Here is a 16,244-nt window from a genome sequence, read left to right on the forward strand (position 1 = left end):
ACGATTTTAATCCATAAAAATAGATTTCAACTCCAAAGCCTCCTTAGGATCCATTTTACCTGCTAAAACTAAGCTTAATTGCTTTCTACGTAAAGCAGCTTCATATCGTTTTTTCTCTAATTCTGTTTCTGGTTCAATTTGCGGAATTGGCACAGGCTTTCCTGTTTCATCAACAGCAACAAACGTATAAATTCCTTCGTTTACCTTCGTTTTTTCACCCGATTGACGATCTTCAATCCAAACATCTACATAAATCTCCATTGACGATTTAAAAGCACGTGAAACTTTTGCTTCTAAGGTAACTACACTTCCTACAGGTACCGATTTGGTAAATGCTACATGATTTACTGATGCTGTTACTACAATTCTTCTCGAATGACGGCGTGCAGCAATACTACAAGCTCTATCCATACGAGCTAATAACTCTCCTCCAAAAAGGTTATCTAAATAATTTGTTTCTCCTGGTAAAACTAAATCGGTAAGTACAGTTAACGATTCTCTTGGTGATTTTGCTCTCATCAATTAAATTTTGATGCAAAGATACAGCAACAAAAAAATCTACCTAAAATAAATGTAGTTTATTTAACCAACAACCAAGCGTCTTCGCTAACAGATTCTTTAATAATTTCTAGAGCTTTTCTAGCTTCATCTTTAGTTGCATAGCTTGCAAAAGCTACTTGAGTTAAGCCTAATCTGTTCTTTCCAACAATAGAAGCATCATAGCCCTTATCTTCTAACTCTGTTAATTTGTTTTCAGCATTGTGTACATCTTGAAAAGCTCCAGCTATGATATGAAAGTTCTTCGCTTCTTTACTAACGTTTAAATTAATCGTTGGTAACGGATTCTCTATTACAAAAGTTGCTGATTGAATTTTCTTCTCAACAGCTTTTTCTTGATTTGCTAATACTTGTTGTTGTTGTTTTTGAACACCATTCCAACCCACATAGGCAATTCCTACAAAAACAGCTGCAGCAGCAGTCCTTTTTAAATACAACGGAATTGTTTTTCTGTTTTCTTTAGTAGTAGGTAATGACTTAATTGTTACTTCTTTTACTCTCTCTACTGAAGTAGTTTTAACCTCTGCTAATCCGAAAGATGCTGTTAAGAAATTACTTGTAAGGTTTGGTTCAAAAACTACTTGACCAGCTTCGTTTAATGCTAAACTTCCGACCGACGCAACTTCAACAGAAGTCGTTTTTAAGTTTTTATTCCACTCTTCAACTTCACTTGCAATAAAAGTAGTAGCTTCTTCAAAAGAAATATTTTTGTCAGAAGCAATATAGTTAGCCAATAGCCCATCATTATGTTGTAAATACGCATTAAATGTTAATTGTTTTTTTGGCGGATAAAAAGTGTGAGTAGTAGTATTTACCCTCGCACCAATAGTGTTGGTTACAAATCCTCCAAAATTAGGAACAATTACGCAGTCGTATCTATATAACAAATCGTTGATGTAGTTGGCTAATGTCATAAGAACAAATATAGCTTTTTCAATGTATAGTTTCAAGTGATTGTACAATTTTTATTAACAGTTTTTTTGTATATTGATACTCAAATTATTGCTATATGAATTCTGAAAAATTGCTTGCTTTACTACGATTACAAGCTACCAAAAATGTAGGTGATATCTTAGCTAAAAAGTTAATTACTACTGTTGGAAGTGTTGAACAAGTATTTTTAGAGAAGAAAAATGTACTCCATAAAATTAACGGAATAGGAACTCATGTAACTCAGCATCTTTTTGATGACAATAACTTGAAAAGGGCAGAGGAGGAGCTCAACTACATTCAACAAAACAACATTACATTTTCTTATTTTTTAGAGGATGATTATCCGCAACAGCTAAAACATTGTATTGATGCTCCAATCTTACTTTTTAAAGACGGCAACCTCAACCTTAACAACGATAAAATCATCTCAATAGTAGGTACTCGAAACATGAGTTTATACGGACGTGATTTTTGTAATCAACTTATTGAAGAGTTAAAAGAACACAATCCAATAATTGTAAGTGGATTTGCTTACGGAGTAGATATTTGTGCCCATAAAGCGGCTATAAAAAACAATTTACAAACCATCGCTGTTTTAGCACATGGTTTGGAAGAAATTTATCCGAAGACACATAAAAAATATATTCACGAAGTAAACAATAATGGAGGATTCATCACCGAATTCTGGCACGATGAACAGCCTATGAGAGAAAATTTTTTAAAACGAAATCGTATTGTGGCGGGAATTTCCAAAGCGACTATTATTATCGAATCTGCTGAAAAAGGAGGTTCGTTAGTTACTGCTGATATCGCCAATTCGTACAATCGTGATGTGTTTGCGCTACCGGGTAGAGCAACCGATATATATAGCAAAGGTTGTAACAACCTCATTAAAAACAATCAAGCACATTTATTAACCTCTGCTGAAGATATTGTAAAAATGCTTAATTGGGACATACGGCAAGCTGCCGTACCTAAGCAAGAAAAGTTATTTGTTGAACTTGATTCTTCCGAACAAAAAATCTATGATTATTTACAACAAAACGGAAAACAGTTGCTAGACGATATTGCTATTAACTGTGAATTGCCAATTTATCAACTCTCTTCTATCTTAATTCAATTAGAGTTAAAAGGCGTTGTAAAACCTTTACCCGGAAAAATGTTTGAAGTTTAGTATCTTTGAGCCATGTCAGAATATAAACTCATATCACAAAAAAAACCAGCTTTTCCTGTTACCAAAAAACTAGGAAACTACTTAAAAAGACATAACAGAACTATAAAAATTCCTATTTTTTATGATGATTTGTTGCGTTTTCAAGGTTCGGTTGCTGTGTATGATAAACATGATAATGATACCTTATGGATACGTGTTTTTTATAATGAGTTTGAGCGGGCTGAAATTGATTTATACCTAAAAAAAGTATATAATATCTTACACTCTAACGGTTCTGACGCCAGTATTAAGCATTTAAATGTTGATGCTATCGATTTTTGTACGTTTGGTAACTCTAAACCTTTTCGTATAAAAATTCGAAATATTTTAAATGATAACTACACCTATTTTTACGTAAAGAAAACCGATGCTTCTCGTATTTACGGACTAGAGTTAGAGGATATTTTATCTCCTTACAATCTAAACTTTTTGGTATATGAAGACACGTTGATAGAAGAGCATATATCAGGAATTCCTGGTGATGTTTTTATCAATGATTATTTAGATGATTGTTTAGATATTGAAAAAGCACAACTAGCTAAAGAGTTTGTTAAATTTAACGAGCGTTGTATGATTCGTTTGTTGGGCGATATGCGTTCGTATAACTACGTAGTAGTACCTACACACGATTTTGAAAATGTTGTGTATAAAATTCGTCCGATAGATTTTGACCAGCAATGTTACGAAGGGAAGTTTAAAGTGTATTATCCACAGTTTTTTAAAGAAAATTTAAAGCTCGTTCAACTGGTAGGAGATAAGCTTACTTCAGAATCTATTGAGCAATATCAAATAGAAGAGCGATCAATTGTTGCTAAAAGAATTTTAGGTTCACGTTCTCGATTGAATCGTTTGCTTTCCGCTATGAAATCAGATAATATTTCTATACCAAAAAATATCGAACAATTAAAATCAGAAATTTTTGAATTTACAGGAGATATTAATTTTAGAGATAGTGATGGTATGGGTGAAGTTTTAGACAGTGCATTAACTTTTGTTCGTAGAAATTACGAAGATGTGAGTATGAAAACCATTATTCAACAACAGCAAAGATTACACTAACCTTTTCTACTTCGAATACTTTCAATAATCACTGTTGCTAAAATTAAGCTTCCACCAATAAACGTGTTCCACGTGGGAATTTCGTTTAAGAAAATAAACGCTAACAAAATTCCGAAAACAGGTTGAATACTACTAATTATACTTGCGGTTGATGCTGAAAAAAACTGTAGTGAATGTACCATTAAACTATGTCCGATAGCCGTAGTTAACAAGGCTAATAATAGTAAATATGGGAGTTGCTCTTGAAATCCGGAAACATCCATAAAAAATAAGACGGGAACTAAGGTTACCGTGATTATAACTACTTGGTAAAACATGAGCATTACTCCATTATATTGCTGTACATACTGCTTTAAAATCAAAATTCTAACAGAATAACACAATGCAGAAAGCAAGCCAAATAACACGCCTTGTACTTGTGTGTTTTTAATATCAAAATCAGGAGCTAGAATGTATAAACCTAGCAACACCATCAACCCTAAAACAATATGAATCGGATTGAATTTAATTTTTAGAAACAAGGGTTCTAAAAAAGCAATCATTACTGGAAAAGTGTACAACGATAGCATTCCTATGGCTACGTTGGATAGTTTTAACGCGTAGAAATACGTAATCCAATGTACCCCCATAAAAATTCCGCCCATTAAAAAAGGGAACAAGTGTCTTCTTGATTGTATAGTTAAATCAATCTTTTTGAATCGGCAAAACACGTATAAAATTACCATAGCAAACACCGAGCGAAACCACACAATAACTTCTGAAGGCATTGCAATATACTTACCTAACACACCCGATGTACTGATAAACAGGGTTGCTAAAATAATTCCTGATAGGTTTTTTGCGTGATTGGTTTGCAAACAGTAAAAATTTGTTAAAATAAGCTTGAACCACATATACAAAGTATATGTGGTTCAAAAGTCATTATTCATAAGTTAAGAAGCAAAATATGTTAAAAACTTCAAGGAGTTTGTGAATAAGTATCACTTTTAATATAAATAAAGTCTTCCGATATTTGTGATAAGCCCCGTAAAAAATAAAGAGTTGGTGATGCTCTAAAGGAGTTAGAGATAATCTCTAATACAAAAACCTTGAATTTAAAATTCAAGGTTTCTTGTAAGTTTAATTTTTTTAAAACACAAATTATGAGTGATTTAAAAAATGCACCTGAAGGATATGAGTACATCTTTTGCAGGTACATCACCAAAAAAGGAAAAAGGATTTATCCAAAAAATTCTTCCTATTTCCGATTCTTAGTTAAAAAAAATAACTAAGAATTAATATCCTGGTAAGCTGCAACTTATCAGGATTTTTTGTTGTATCAACAACAACAAATATAAAAAAAAGTAAAACTTTGTATCACTAAAGTATCACTTTTTTATCATTAAACTTTCTGTAAAGTCTCTAACGCCTTGTGTACACTATCAATTTTAATAAAAGTGATGAGTAAACGCAATCCGTTTTTGGTTTTCTTTTCTTTCATTACACAACTCTTCGGATTTTGCTGTACATACCTCAACATTTTGGTAAACGCTTCGGTTTGATAAAAAGCACTTTGCTGATCGGCTACAAAATATCCAATTAATCGTTTTTGCTTTAAAATCACCTTTTCTAAACCTAACTCTTTTGCTAACCATTTAATACGAACGCTGTCTAATAAATCGGCTACTTGGGTTGGATATTCTCCAAAACGGTCGATAATTTCAGTCTCAAAGGTTTGTAATTCTTCTTCCGTAGTTAAGGTTCCTAATTTGTTGTATAAACTCAAACGCTCCGTTACTGAGTTGACATAATCATCTGGGAACAAAATTTCAAAATCGGTATCAATTTGCACCTCTTTCACATACTCTTTCGGTGCATTTTCATCCGTAGGATATAAATCTTTAAACTCATTTTCCTTGAGTTCTTCAATGGCTTCATGTAAGATTTTCTGATAGGTATCAAAACCAATATCGTTGATAAATCCGCTTTGTTCACCTCCTAACAAATCTCCAGCACCACGAATCTCTAAGTCTTTCATGGCAATGTTCAATCCGCTTCCTAAATCAGAAAACAACTCTAATGCCTGAATTCGTTTACGTGCATCATCGGTCATATGGTGATACGGTGGCGTAATGAAATAACAGAAGGCTTTTTTGTTCGAACGCCCTACGCGACCACGCATTTGGTGTAAATCCGACAATCCGAAATTATTCGCATTGTTGATGAAAATCGTATTCGCATTCGGTACATCCAATCCACTTTCAATAATTGTGGTAGAAACTAGTACATCAAACTCGTTGTTCATAAAACCAAGCATGAGTTCTTCTAACTTTTTTCCTTCCATTTGTCCGTGACCAATGGCAATTTTAGCACTTGGCACCAAACGTTGTAACAATCCTGCTACTTCTTTGATATTTTCAATACGGTTATGTATAAAAAATACCTGTCCACCACGAGAAATCTCGTACGAAATCGCATCGCGAATGGTTTCTTCACTAAAGCGAATCACGTTGGTTTCTATGGGGTGACGGTTGGGTGGTGGTGTTTTTATCACCGATAAATCTCGTGCCGCCATCAAACTAAACTGTAAAGTACGAGGAATTGGGGTTGCTGTTAAGGTCAATGTATCTACATTTTCCTTAATCGTTTTTAGCTTATCTTTTGCTGCTACTCCAAATTTTTGTTCCTCATCAATAACCAATAATCCCAAATCTTTAAACTGAACTGCTTTATTGGTTAACTGGTGCGTTCCTATTACAATATCTACACTTCCATCAGCAACCCCTTCTAACACACCTTTTCGCTGTTTTGTGGTTCTAAAACGGTTTAGGTAGTCAATCGTAACCGGAAAGTCTTTTAATCGCTTAGAAAAGGTTTTAAAGTGCTGAAATGCCAAAACCGTAGTTGGTACGAGCACCGCAACCTGTTTTCCGTTATCTACTGCTTTAAATGCCGCTCTAATGGCAATTTCTGTTTTTCCAAAACCAACATCACCACACACCAAACGATCCATGGGTTGTTCTTTTTCCATATCGGCTTTTACCTCTTGGGTAGAAGAGAACTGATCGGGTGTGTCTTCGTATAAGAAACTCGCTTCCAACTCGTGCTGCATGTGCGTATCGGGTCCGAAAGCAAATCCTTTTTGTAGTTTTCGTTTTGCGTATAACTGAATTAAGTTAAACGCGATTTCTTTAACGCGGGTTTTGGTTTTCTGCTTGACTTTCTTCCAAGCATTCGACCCTAGTTTATATACTTTTGGTGGTTTTCCGTCTTTTCCGTTGAATTTGGAAATTTTGTGTAGCGAGTGAATACTTACGTATAAAATATCGCGGTCGCCATAAATTAACTTGATGGCTTCTTGCTTTTTGCCTTCTACATCAATTTTTTGAAGTCCACCAAACTTTCCAATACCGTGGTCAATATGGGTTACATAATCACCTACGTCTAATTTAGTAAGTTCTTGTAGGGTGATGGATTGCTTTTTTGCGTATCCGTTTTTGAGTCGGAATTTGTAATAACGCTCAAATATTTGATGATCGGTATAACAAACAATTTTATTCTCAATATCCACAAACCCTTGATACAACGGAAACACAATGGTTTCATAAGAAACCTCTTCTTCGTGGTCATCAAAAATATCGTGGAAACGTTGTGCTTGCTGTTCGTTAGAACATAAGATATAATTGGTAAATCCTTTAGACGAAAACTCGTTGAAATTCTGAATTAACAGGTCGAATTTTTTGTTGAAAGACGGCTGTGGATGCGTATTAAAACTTATTTCAGTGAGATTTAGCTCCGCTGAACCTTGCGGTTTCTCTCTCTGTTCGGAATGACGGTTTTTACCGATGTCAACCGTTGTAAAATCTTGTAATTGATTACGAATCAGCTCTCCGTTGCAAAACAGTTCTTCGGGTTTTGCGTGGTTGATTTCGGTTGATAATTCGTTAAACGATAGTTCTGCTTTTCGGTAGAATTTATCCAGTGAATCACTTAACAAATCTACATTCTTCACAAAAACCGCGGTTTTTGCTGATATGTATTTTAAAAAGCTTTCTCGCGACTCCTGCAATGTTTTGTTTTCTACATTCGGCATAATGCTCACTTTCTTCAGTTTTTCTTTAGAAAGTTGCGTTTCTACATCAAACGTTCGGATGCTGTCTACCTCATCACCAAAAAACTCAATACGATACGGTTCGTCGTGCGAAAACGAAAACACATCGATAATTCCACCACGTACCGAAAACTCTCCTGGTTCGGTTACAAAATCGACACGTTTAAAATGGTATTCGAACAGTACTTCGTTAACAAAATCGAGCGATACTTGCTCGCCCACCACCACTTTTAGTGTGTTTTTTTCCAACTCTTTTTTGGTGACCACTTTTTCAAACAACGCAGTAGGGTAGGTAACAATAATCGCAGGTTTTTTACGAGAATTGATACGGTTTAATACCTCTGAACGCAGTAATACATTGGCATTGTCGGTTTCTTCAATCTGGTAAGGTCTGCGATACGAACCTGGATAAAACAACACGTTTTTATCGCCTAATAACTGCTCTAAATCGTTTAGATAATAAGCAGCTTCTTCCTTGTCGTTAAAAATTAACAAGTAGGGTTTATCGGCTTGTTTAAAAGTTTCGGAAATAACAAAAGACAACGAAGAACCGACCAAATTCGTTAGTTGAAAATGATGTGGATCTTGTTGAAGCTGATGAACAATCTGTTTTACATTCTCAGATTGTTGATAGTGATTTACAATTGCTTGCTTGCTCAACGTACAAAAATTTTACGCAAATGTACGAGGATTATTTTTTATTGAAAGGGTTGTTTTTTAACTGCTTCTATAAGGTTAATTGTGTTGTTTAAACAATGATGTCAACGAATTAGTTAACCTTTACAGAAATGACAACTCTTTTACTTTAAACAATTTCCTGTTTCAAAATCTTGTTTGGTAATTAATTTTTCGTTGATAGTATTGGTATCCCAATCTTGTGCAATCAACCTTTTATTGTTTATTTTTTTCAACACCACGTGGAACCTTCCATAAGAAATAGTCGGTTTTTTATCTTTTTCTGTAGAAATAATTCGGTAATAACCTACTTCATAACCTGTATCTTCCTTATAAATTCTTTGATCGAAACAAAAATCAATCTGTCGTTTCCTGTTAATTGGTTTCTGATAAGAGTCTTCAATAGATTTTTATATTCTGTTCCTATTCGAATACCGTGTTTGTTTGCTCTTAAAACATCATTAGTATGTAAACTGTTAAACGTTTTCCAATCTCGAGCTTCGAAACAAGTTTTAAATGGTTTCCAAACTTGTGCATTAATTTCTTTTTCTATGTCTTGTTGATTTTGTGAAAAACCAAACAAAATTGAAAATAGAAAAAAACAAAGAGTAGCTGCTAATTTCATTTTTTACCACAATTAAAATTTGCTCGACAACGAGTTAGTTGTTTTTTTATACTTTTTTACAAAACGATAAGAAATGCCTATTCAATCTTTAAGCTTTGGTTTTACAAAGCTAAAAACCTCATAAAACGATTTTAAACAACGATGACAACACGATATAGGTATTTGTATTACTATTTTTTAAAAACGCCTTAAACCACCAATTAAATAATCGTATTTTATTACTCGTTTTTATGTGAAGTAAAATAACTATAAAAAAAAATAATACTTTGTTTTTAAGGAGAATTGTTAACTTTCGGCGAAAGTTGACGGGCTTTAAACTTACCTGTTGATAGTATTTATAAAAATAAAATTATGTCAATATCAGATTTATATTCAAGCGGAAAACACAAACAAGAAATAGGGCATTTTGCCAGCATCGTAAAAATTGCTAAAGTTGATGGAATCATTTCTGAAGGTGAACAAGAATTATTAGATAGAGCTTCTAAAAAATTAAACATTAGTGAAGAAGAGTATACACTAATTTTAAAAACTCCTGAAAAATTTCCTGTAAACTCACCAGTAAGTTACGATGAGCGTATTGAACGTTTATATCTTTTAACTAAAATGATTTTTGCTGATGAAGAAGTAGCAAAAGGAGAAGTAGGTTTACTACGTAAAATAGCATTGGCTTTAAATTTTACTTCTGAAAATGTTGAAAAAGTTTGTGATGAAGCCATCCATTTAGTTTTAAACGATAATGACTTAGATGACTTTACTACGGCCATTAAAAATGTTAATATCAATTAATTCAATTATACTAAAATCCTTTAAAACCAGTTATTACTCATAAACAAATCCTCCCAAATGAAACATAAAATATTATTCATAACTATCTTTACCTGTTTAACAACGGCTGTTTTTTCTCAAAACTTAAACGATTCTTGGCAAATAGGTATAGGAGCAGGAATAACAAAATTTAGTGAAAGCGATGCCGCTTTTATTGGCGATCAATACTTATTTCAAGTACCAACCTTAAGTTTAACTATGCCTATTGGCGATCGTTTTTCTTTAGATGGTGCTGTATCTTTTAATACTATTGATGACGTTGGTTTTATCAAAAACTCTGCAAAGTATTTTTCTATGGATGCTTCTTTTCGTTATAATTTTAATGCTGTGTTAGAAAAATTTGCTCCGTATGTTTTTGTTGGAGGAAGTTTAGTAGATTCTGATCGTAAAATGACTCCAACATTGAATATTGGTGGTGGTGGAATTTACTGGTTGAGTGATAAAGTAGGTATCAATCCTCAATTATATTACAAACATTCTTTGGAAGCATACCAAAGTATGCGTTCGCACATTCAAGGAACTTTAGGTGTTGTATTCAAATTAAACTGGAATAATGGTGGTGATAATAGTCGTAATGCTGCCAAACATTTAGGAGGTTGTATGTTTTAAACCTCTAAATTTAATATATAAAAAAAGCCGCTTAAATAGCGGCTTTTTTATTTTTATAATAGTTTGTTTATAGCGTTTTGTATTCTGGTAATAGTAGCTTCTTTACCTATCATTGTCATAATATCAAACAAATCTGGGCCCGCTAGCTTTCCTACCAAACTTAAACGAAGTGGTTGCATTACTTTACCAAATCCTATTTCTTTAGAAGTAATCCATCCTTTGATTTCTTTTTGAGTATTTTCAATTGAAAAATCTTCTATTTTAGAAATTACTTCTACTAATTCTTGCATTAATTCACTCGTAGTATCTTTCCATTGTTTTTTAACTGCTTTAGCATCGTATTCTGAAGGATTTTCAAAGAAAAAGCTAGATAACTCCCAAAAATCAGCTACAAACGTCGCACGCTCTTTTATTAAAGAAACTACTTTTTCTACCTGATATTTATCTGTACTTATACCTTTTTCTTCAAGAATAGGTAAGAATAATGCTGTAAGCTTTTCGTTGGACTTTTGCTGTAAATACTGCTGATTAAACCATTTGGTTTTATCTGGACTAAACTTAGCTCCTGATTTACTTACGCGCGCTAAATCGAACGCTTCTGTTAATTCTTCTAAGCTAAAAATTTCTTGTTCTGTTCCTGGATTCCATCCTAAGAATGCTAACATATTTATAAATGCATCAGCAAAATAACCGTCTTCTTTGTATCCACGTGAAACATCTCCTGTTTGCTCATTAGTATATTCTAATGGGAATACTGGGAAACCTAATTTATCACCATCACGCTTACTTAATTTTCCTTTTCCTACTGGTTTTAAAATTAATGGTAAGTGTGCAAATTTTGGTGCTTTCCAATCAAATGCACGATATAATAACTCATGGAGTGGGAGAGAAGGTAACCATTCTTCACCACGAATTACATGTGAAATTTCCATTAAATGGTCATCTACAATATTTGCTAGGTGGTAAGTTGGCATACCATCAGATTTAAACAATACTTTGTCATCTAAGGTGTTTGTTTCCACTTTAATCGTACCACGAATTTCATCTTGTAAAATCAACGTTTCATCTTGTGGTGTTTTAAAACGAATCACAAATTTTTCTCCTGCACTAATCTTAGCTGCAACTTCATCAGCAGAAAGTGCTAACGAATTGTTTAACTTTAATCGATTGTGCCAGTTATAAATAAAGGTTTTTCCTTTTTCTTCATGGTCTTTACGGTGTGCATCTAGTTCTTCAGCTGTATCAAAAGCATAATATGCCCAACCGGTTTCAATTAATTGATCTGCGTATTTCTTATACAAATCTTTACGTTCTGACTGACGATATGGTCCGAATTTTTCGTTTTTACCAGGGCCTTCATCAAAAGGAATATTACACCACTCTAACGAATCGATGATATATTGTTCTGCATTGGCTACATAACGGGTTTGATCTGTATCTTCAATACGTAAAACAAAAGTTCCATTATGTTTTTTAGCAAATAAATAATTGAATAAAGCAGTTCTTACACCACCTATGTGTAAAGGTCCTGTCGGACTCGGAGCAAAGCGTACTCTTACGTTCTCAGTCATTTTTTTATTGATTTGAAAGCGCAAAGATAGTTTTATGTTTAGAAATAGAAAAGAGAATCAAGATCGCTTCGCTGAAGGAATAAAGAAATATAACTAAAATAAAAAATAGTATTACTAAAAACTAATCATCTAATTCTATTAATTTATGACTTCGTCCAACCGATTTTTAACGCTTTTATGCGTTTTTACCCTAAAATGATATGTTTACACAAATCTTAACTTAAAATTCCTTATAAAACACTTATTTTTATAATTACTTATGGGAGAGTTTAGTAAAATACAGCAAAAGCTACAGCAATTCAGTAGAAAATACTACACCAATGAATTGATAAAAGGAAGCATTTTATTTGTTTCGTTAGGGTTGATATATCTATTTTTCACCTTATTTATTGAATATTTTTTATGGCTAAAACCAACTGCTAGAACTATTTTATTTTGGTTATTTATTGCAGTAGAAGTATTCTTATTTTTCCGTTTTATTTGTTTTCCTATTTTTAAAATAGTGGGTTTGCAAAAAGGAATTTCTTTTGAAGAGGCTTCTAAAATTATCGGAAATCATTTTCCCGAGGTAAAAGACAAATTATTAAACGTTTTACAATTACAACAAAACAATCAGCAATCTGATTTATTAGCTGCAAGCATTGAGCAAAAATCGAAAGAATTACAGCCTGTTTCTTTTAATAAGGCTATTGACTTTAGTAGAAACAAAAAATATGTAAAATATGCTTTAATTCCTTTCTTAATTTGGGGAATTTCTATGCTTACAGGAACTTCTAGTAAACTTTCACAAAGTTTTAATCGTGTAGTAAATCATACGGTAGCATATAATCCTCCAGCTCCTTTTTATTTTAATTTAACAGCAAAAGATTTACGTGTTATTAAAGGAAAAGATATAACCGTATACGTACAAACAGAAGGGGAGGTAATACCTCAGGAAACCAAAATTCATTTTAATAATCAACAATACTTTATGGAAAGTGAAGGAAATGGTTTGTTTTCATATACGTTTTCTGAAGTTCAAAATCCTATTTTATTTTATGCAAGTGCCAACGGAATTGAATCTAATGAGTATAGTATAACAATTATTAAAACCCCATCGATTCAAAATATTTCATTAAACCTAACCTATCCATCATACATAGGAAAAGCTTCTGAAACAATTAACAACACCGGAAACTTAAATGTTCCACAAGGAACAATTATAAAATGGGACATTAAAACTTCTGAAACCGATACAGTTACCTTTATAGAAAAAGAAAAAAGAACAATTTTTAAACAAAAAGAAAATAACGAATTTGAGTTTTCTAAACGTGTACTGAATAATACTAATTATCAAATTACAACATCTAACAAAAATCTAACAGATTACGAACAGCTACAGTTTTCTATTAATGTTACTGAAGATGAATATCCAACTATCAATGTAAATTCAAATATTGATAGTATTTCTCGTGGAGATGCTCAGTTTGTGGGTCAGATTGCTGATGATTATGGTTTTAAAAAACTAGAAATAGTCTATTATAATAAAAACAATATTCAGACTATTGAGAGTAAATCAATAACTATTAATAAAGAAAATATTCAAACCTTTTATTTTGAGTTTCCTGGAAATTTAGATTTAAAAGAGGGAATAGACTATGAAATGTACTTTCAAGTCTACGATAATGATGTTGTAAATGGTAGTAAAAAAACCATGAGTAGAAAATTTAGTTATCGACAAAAAACAGAAGGTGAAATAGAAGAAGAGCTATTACAGGAGCAAAAAAACTACATAGAAAACATAACTAACTCACTAGATCAACAACAAAAAAGTAAGAAAGATTTAGAGAAAATTCAGTTTGATTTACAGAACAAAAAGAATATTAACTGGAATGATCAAAAGAAAATTCAGAATTTAATAAAGCGTCAAGAGCAATACAAGCAAATGATGCAACGCCAAACACAAAAATTACAAGAGAATTTTTCTGAAAAGAAAGAAGAAAATGAAACTCTTGAGCAGAAAAAAGAAAACCTTAAAAAACGTATTGAAGAACTTAAAAAGTTAGAAAAGCAACAAAAATTATTAGAGGAATTACACAAGCTAGCAGATAAACTTAAAAAAGAAGATTTAATTAAAAAGACAAAAGAACTAGCTGAACAAAACAAACAACAAGAACGTAGTTTGGAACGTATTTTAGAAATGACTAAGCGCTTTTATGTAGAACAAAAGATGAATCAATTAGCAACTAAACTCGATGATTTATCAAAAAAACAAGAAGAGTTAAGTAACAAAGAATCTAGTAAAGAAGAACAGCAACAAATTAATGAAGAATTTCAAAAGGCAAAGAAAGAGTTAGATGACTTAAAGAAAGATAATGAAGCATTAAAACAACCCATGGAAATGCCTTCTATGGAAAATTTAGAAAAGCAAACTCAAGAAGAACTGAATAAAGCTGAAGAAAATTTAGATAAAAATAACGCTTCTGAAACAAAGAAAAATCAAAAAAAAGCTGCTAAAAAGATGCAGGAAATGAGTCAGAAGATGCAACAATCAATGCAATCGATGAGTGCAGAAATGGAAGAAGAAAACATGGAAGGTTTACGTCAAATATTAGAAAACCTTATTACTTTTTCATTTGATCAGGAAGCTTTAATGAATGAGTTTTCTTCCTCAAATTCATCACATCCTAACTTTGGTAAAAACCTTCAGAAACAACACCAACTTAAAACCTATTTTGAACATATTGATGATAGCTTATTTGTGCTTTCAATGCGAGTTCCTAGTATATCTTCAAAAATTCAAGATCACTTAGCACAAGCACATTATAACTTAGATCAATCTTTAGAAAATTTTGCAGATAATTATTTTCAAAACGGAATCTCTAATCAACAGTATGTAATGACTTCAGCAAATACATTAGCGGATATGTTGAGTAATACTTTAGATGTTATGCAAAATCCTAAACCTGGAAATGGAAAAGGGAAGGGGAAAGGTAAATCATTTAGCTTGCCAGACATCATTCAAAAGCAAAGTGAATTAATGGAAAAGTTGAAACAAGGCATGCAAAAGAAAAATCAAGGAAACCCAAAGGATGGAAAAGACGGTAAAAATAAAGGTGAAAAAGAAGGGCAAAACGGTGAACAAAGTGATGATTTAGATGGTGAATTATATCAAATTTACAAAGAACAATCACAACTTAGAGAACAGTTAAAAAATGCTATTAACGAAGGAAATGCAGGGAATAAAGAAGCTAAAAAAGCTTTAAAAAAGATGGAGGAGTTAGAAAATCAAATTTTGGAAAAAGGTTTTACACAAGAGAGTATTAATAGAATGCAGCAATTAAACTACGAGCTACTTAAATTAGACAAAGCTACATTCGAACAAAACAGAGATAAAAAACGTAAATCAAACACCAATTTACAAGAGTTTGATAACAATACAACTAAGGAATTGAAGTTTAAAAAGTTGTTTTATAACCAAACTGAGATATTAAACAGACAATCACTACCTTTGCGCCAAAATTACAAAAAGAAGGTGCAAGAGTACTTTAGCCTTCCAAAGGATAGAAAATAACGTATTAAAAAGCCTTTAGATTATAAAAAATACTATTGCTTTTTAATTATGTTTTTAAATAATAACAATAGTATTTGATATAAAAAAAATGATCGCATTTAATTACGAAACCGAGTTTCAATTAAACAATGAAGAAAATACTTCTAAATGGATACAAGAATGTATCGAAAGAGAAGGTTTTGAATTGGGAGAAATCAACTATATTTTTTGTGATGACGCTTATTTACATAAAATAAATATAGAGTTTTTACAACACGATACATTAACTGATATTATTAGTTTTGATTACACGTTAGGTAAGTTAGTTGGAGGTGATATTTTTATTTCAGTAGAAAGAGTAGAAGAGAATGCAAAGGATTTTAATACTTCTTTTGAAAATGAATTACACCGCGTAATAATTCATGGTATTTTACATTACATGAAATACAAAGATAAGACGGATGAAGAGAAGCAAATTATGCGCTCTAAAGAAAATGAATGTTTAGAAATTTTAGATAAAAAATAAAAGAGTTCCACGTGGAACTGATTATAAA

12 protein-coding genes are annotated in these 16,244 nt (G+C 32.2%); 6 read left to right on the forward strand and 6 right to left on the reverse strand.

What is annotated here, in order from left to right; translation table 11 throughout:
* Positions 1–6: 6 nt before the first annotated feature.
* Both Q0663_RS01025 and Q0663_RS01030 read right to left on the reverse strand, forming a co-directional pair.
* Positions 7–519, reverse strand: a complete 513-nt coding sequence (locus Q0663_RS01025) for an acyl-CoA thioesterase (protein WP_299004966.1) — start codon at positions 517–519, stop codon at positions 7–9.
* A 59-nt stretch (positions 520–578) separates the two neighbouring features.
* On the reverse strand, positions 579–1,508 hold the full coding sequence (locus Q0663_RS01030) for an SPOR domain-containing protein (RefSeq protein WP_299004968.1): 930 nt from the start codon (positions 1,506–1,508) through the stop codon (positions 579–581).
* 59 nt (positions 1,509–1,567) lie between these two features.
* On the opposite strand from Q0663_RS01030, the gene dprA reads away from it, so the two are divergent.
* Positions 1,568–2,665: a DNA-processing protein DprA gene (gene dprA / locus Q0663_RS01035; RefSeq protein ID WP_299004970.1), complete on the forward strand. Its 1,098-nt coding sequence runs from the start codon at positions 1,568–1,570 to the stop codon at positions 2,663–2,665.
* A 12-nt stretch (positions 2,666–2,677) separates the two neighbouring features.
* Complete coding sequence (locus Q0663_RS01040; RefSeq protein WP_047788036.1) at positions 2,678–3,763, forward strand: hypothetical protein; 1,086 nt, start codon at positions 2,678–2,680, stop codon at positions 3,761–3,763.
* Here Q0663_RS01040 and Q0663_RS01045 read toward each other — a convergent pair.
* The 3 genes from Q0663_RS01045 to Q0663_RS01055 all read right to left on the reverse strand — a co-directional run bounded on the left by Q0663_RS01045 (position 3,760) and on the right by Q0663_RS01055 (position 9,153).
* Positions 3,760–4,620 (reverse strand): DMT family transporter, encoded by an 861-nt coding sequence (locus tag Q0663_RS01045; protein ID WP_299004976.1) that lies wholly within the window; start codon positions 4,618–4,620, stop codon positions 3,760–3,762. The genes Q0663_RS01040 and Q0663_RS01045 overlap by 4 nt on opposite strands.
* A 524-nt stretch (positions 4,621–5,144) precedes the next feature.
* Entirely contained in the window at positions 5,145–8,513 is a 3,369-nt protein-coding gene (gene mfd, locus Q0663_RS01050) for a transcription-repair coupling factor (RefSeq protein ID WP_299004979.1), read from the reverse strand.
* Positions 8,514–8,835: 322 nt separating this feature from the next.
* Positions 8,836–9,153, reverse strand: coding sequence for a hypothetical protein (locus Q0663_RS01055; protein ID WP_299004982.1), 318 nt, complete (start codon positions 9,151–9,153; stop codon positions 8,836–8,838).
* Positions 9,154–9,504: 351 nt separating this feature from the next.
* On the opposite strand from Q0663_RS01055, the gene Q0663_RS01060 reads away from it, so the two are divergent.
* Complete coding sequence (locus Q0663_RS01060) at positions 9,505–9,939, forward strand: TerB family tellurite resistance protein (protein ID WP_299004984.1); 435 nt, start codon at positions 9,505–9,507, stop codon at positions 9,937–9,939.
* A gap of 57 nt (positions 9,940–9,996) precedes the next feature.
* Positions 9,997–10,587, forward strand: a complete 591-nt coding sequence (locus Q0663_RS01065) for a hypothetical protein (RefSeq protein ID WP_299004987.1) — start codon at positions 9,997–9,999, stop codon at positions 10,585–10,587.
* A 53-nt stretch (positions 10,588–10,640) separates the two neighbouring features.
* Here the strand turns inward: Q0663_RS01065 and gltX are convergent, their stop codons facing one another.
* Positions 10,641–12,158 carry a glutamate--tRNA ligase gene (gene gltX / locus Q0663_RS01070; protein WP_299004990.1) on the reverse strand — a complete coding sequence of 506 codons (1,518 nt, stop codon included), beginning with the start codon at positions 12,156–12,158 and terminating at the stop codon, positions 10,641–10,643.
* A 259-nt stretch (positions 12,159–12,417) separates the two neighbouring features.
* Between gltX and Q0663_RS01075 the strand changes: the two genes are divergently transcribed.
* Entirely contained in the window at positions 12,418–15,711 is a 3,294-nt protein-coding gene (locus tag Q0663_RS01075) for a DUF4175 family protein (protein ID WP_299004994.1), read from the forward strand.
* A gap of 88 nt (positions 15,712–15,799) precedes the next feature.
* Positions 15,800–16,216 (forward strand): rRNA maturation RNase YbeY, encoded by a 417-nt coding sequence (ybeY, locus tag Q0663_RS01080; protein WP_299004997.1) that lies wholly within the window; start codon positions 15,800–15,802, stop codon positions 16,214–16,216.
* The last annotated feature ends 28 nt before the right edge of the window (positions 16,217–16,244 follow it).

This window comes from uncultured Tenacibaculum sp. (genome assembly GCF_947504135.1).
In the GTDB taxonomy this organism is placed as follows: Bacteria; Bacteroidota; Bacteroidia; order Flavobacteriales; family Flavobacteriaceae; genus Polaribacter.